The organism is Mesorhizobium sp. M7A.F.Ca.CA.004.04.2.1 (genome assembly GCF_004022825.1).
Taxonomy (GTDB): domain Bacteria; phylum Pseudomonadota; class Alphaproteobacteria; order Rhizobiales; family Rhizobiaceae; genus Mesorhizobium.
Genome location: NZ_RZPH01000783.1, coordinates 1 through 2902, shown reverse-complemented (window position 1 = coordinate 2902; position 2902 = coordinate 1). Strand labels below are relative to the sequence as shown.

Genomic DNA, 2902 nt, shown 5'->3' with positions numbered 1-2902 from the left:
TGTCAGCACCGCGCGAAGATTGTCGATCATTTTCGGCTTCTTCGGCGCCGGCCGGAAATAGCCGCGCGCTTCCAGCGCGCCTTCGAGATAGGCGAACAGGCCGTGCAATTCTTCCTTGCTTGCCGATTTCATGTCCGGGCCGGAAAAATTGGTCTTGGTCTCGTCCTCCAGGCCGGACTTCATCCATTCGTAGGACATCAGAAGTGCTGCCTGGGCGATGTTGAGCGAGGAGAAATCGGGATCGACCGGGAAAGTGACGATCTCGTCGGCAAGGCCGACCTCGTCATTGTAGAGGCCGAAGCGTTCGCGTCCGAACAGGATGCCGGTGCGCTGGCCCATCACGTGGCGCGCCCGCAGCAGCCTGCCCGCCTCCACCGGCCCGCGCACGGATTTGAAGCCGTCGCGCTGCCTGGCCGTGGTGGCGAAGACAAAGTTCAGGTCGGCGAGCGCCGAGGCCAGATCGTCGAAGACGGTGACAGCGTCGATGACATGATCGGCGCAGCTGGCCGCCGCGCGCGCCTTCTCGCTCGGCCAACCATCACGCGGGTTGACCAGGCGCAGCTCCGACAGGCCGAAATTGGCCATGGCGCGCGCGACCATGCCAATGTTCTCGCCAAGCTGAGGCTCGACGAGGATGATCGCCGGGCCAGCGACTGCAATGCTATCGGGATCTTTGATGACGGGCATGATTGTCAATGAACTGCTGTTTGCGGCATTTCAGCGTCCCTGCCACATTCGGCCGGGAAAATGAAGCATTCGCAAATGACGACGGCTCTGGCCTCCAATTCGTGACCGATCGCCGTTTGCGTGGCCAAAAGCGCTTTGATATACGGGCGACATCTCCCGGCCCAACGCCGCGCGGGCAAGGCCGTCCCATATCCAGCAACGAGGCATTCTTTCCATGGCGAAGATCAAGGTGGCGAACCCGGTCGTCGAACTCGACGGCGACGAGATGACCCGCATCATCTGGCAGTTCATCAAGGACAAGCTGATCCACCCTTATCTCGACCTCAAGCTTGAATATTACGACCTCGGCATCGAGCACCGCGACGCCACCAACGACCAGGTGACCATCGATTCGGCCAACGCCATCAAAAAACACGGCGTCGGCGTGAAATGCGCGACGATCACCCCCGACGAACAGCGCGTCGAGGAGTTCAAGCTGAAGAAGATGTGGAAGTCGCCGAACGGCACCATCCGCAACATCCTCGGCGGCACCATCTTCCGCGAGCCGATCATCATGAAGAACGTGCCGCGCCTGGTGCCCGGCTGGACCAAGCCGATCATCGTCGGCCGCCATGCCTTCGGCGACCAGTACCGCGCCACCGATTTCCGCTTCCCCGGCAAGGGCAAGCTGACCATCAAGTTCGTCGGCGAGGACGGCCAGGTGATCGAGCACGATGTATACGACGCGCCCGGCGCCGGTGTCGCCATGGCCATGTACAATCTCGACGAGTCGATCCGCGAGTTCGCCCGCGCCTCGCTGAACTACGGCCTGCTGCGCAACTACCCGGTCTATCTGTCGACCAAGAACACCATCCTCAAGGCCTATGACGGCCGCTTCAAGGACATCTTCCAGGAAGTCTATGAGGCCGAGTTCGAGGCTGAGTTCAAGTCGAAGAAGCTGTGGTACGAGCACCGCCTGATCGACGACATGGTGGCCTCCGCCCTGAAATGGTCGGGCGGCTATGTCTGGGCCTGCAAGAACTATGATGGCGACGTGCAGTCCGACACGGTCGCGCAAGGCTTTGGCTCGCTCGGCCTGATGACATCGGTGCTGATGACGCCGGACGGCAAGACGGTGGAAGCGGAAGCCGCGCACGGCACGGTCACCCGCCACTACCGCCAGCATCAGAAGGGCGAGGAAACCTCGACCAATTCGATCGCTTCGATCTTCGCCTGGACGCGCGGCCTCACGCATCGCGCCAAGCTCGACGACAATGCCGACCTGAAGCGCTTTGCCGAGACGCTGGAAAAAGTCTGCATCCAGACGGTCGAGTCCGGCTTCATGACCAAGGACCTGTCGCTCTTGATCGGCCCCGACCAGCCCTGGCTGTCGACCACCGGTTTCCTCGACAAGATCGACGAGAACCTGCAGAAGGCGATGGCCTGACAAGTAAGCAAGATGGGCAAGCCCATCGTCTACGGGGCGGAGTACAGCGTCTATGTACGCATCGTCCGCCTCGTACTCGCGGAAAAAGGCATCGACTACGAGCTTGTGCCGGTCGATGTCTTTGCCGCCGAGGGGATTCCCGCCTGGTATTTCGAGCATCATCCGTTCGGCCGCATCCCGGCCTTCTGTTATGACGGGTTTCGCCTGTTCGAGACCAATGCGATTGCCCGCTATATCGACGAGGCCTTCGAAGGACCGGCGCTGCAGCCTGCCGACGCGCGCGGCCGCGCCAGGATGGGCCAGATCATCGGCATGCTCGACGCCTATGGCTATCGCGCCATGGTCTGGGATGTTGCCGTCGAGCGGCTGGAGAAGGCTGAGCCGGATTCGGCGTTGATCGCCGGCGGCCTTGCTCAGGCCGAGACGGTGCTGAAGGTGCTGAGATCGCTGAAGCCACAAGGTCCGTGGCTGCTTGGCGACCAACTGACGCTGGCGGACCTGCACGCCGCGCCGATCATCGCCTATTTCGTCAAGGTCACGCAAGGGCGCGATCTGTTGGCGCGGTTCGCGGATATCCGGGACTGGTATACACGCGTCGCCGATCGTGCGAGCTTTACGCGGACTGAAAAGGTCGCTTAGGCCGAATGAACTTCCTCAACGCCGGCGCCGCCCCTTGTATCTGCACGAGATGATTATGTGCGATGGAAGCGATTGAGCCTCGGGCCGGATGGCCATCCGGCCCGAGGCTTGGCGAAGTCGCCCGCTGCCCCTCCGGCTACAACCGTCAAT

Annotated in this window: 3 protein-coding genes; 2 read left to right on the top strand and 1 reads right to left on the bottom strand. The window is 61.9% G+C overall.

Going from position 1 to position 2902, the window contains the following annotated elements:
• On the bottom strand, positions 1-687 hold a 687-nt coding region (locus EN893_RS26925; protein ID WP_164901134.1), incomplete at its 3' end, for an RNA methyltransferase.
• A gap of 214 nt (positions 688-901) precedes the next feature.
• Here EN893_RS26925 and EN893_RS26920 point away from each other — a divergent pair.
• Together EN893_RS26920 and EN893_RS26915 are read left to right on the top strand one after the other, a co-directional pair.
• On the top strand, positions 902-2113 hold the full coding sequence (locus tag EN893_RS26920; protein ID WP_127270610.1) for an NADP-dependent isocitrate dehydrogenase: 1212 nt from the start codon (positions 902-904) through the stop codon (positions 2111-2113).
• 12 nt (positions 2114-2125) lie between these two features.
• Positions 2126-2752: a glutathione S-transferase family protein gene (locus tag EN893_RS26915; RefSeq protein WP_127270609.1), complete on the top strand. Its 627-nt coding sequence runs from the start codon at positions 2126-2128 to the stop codon at positions 2750-2752.
• The last annotated feature ends 150 nt before the right edge of the window (positions 2753-2902 follow it).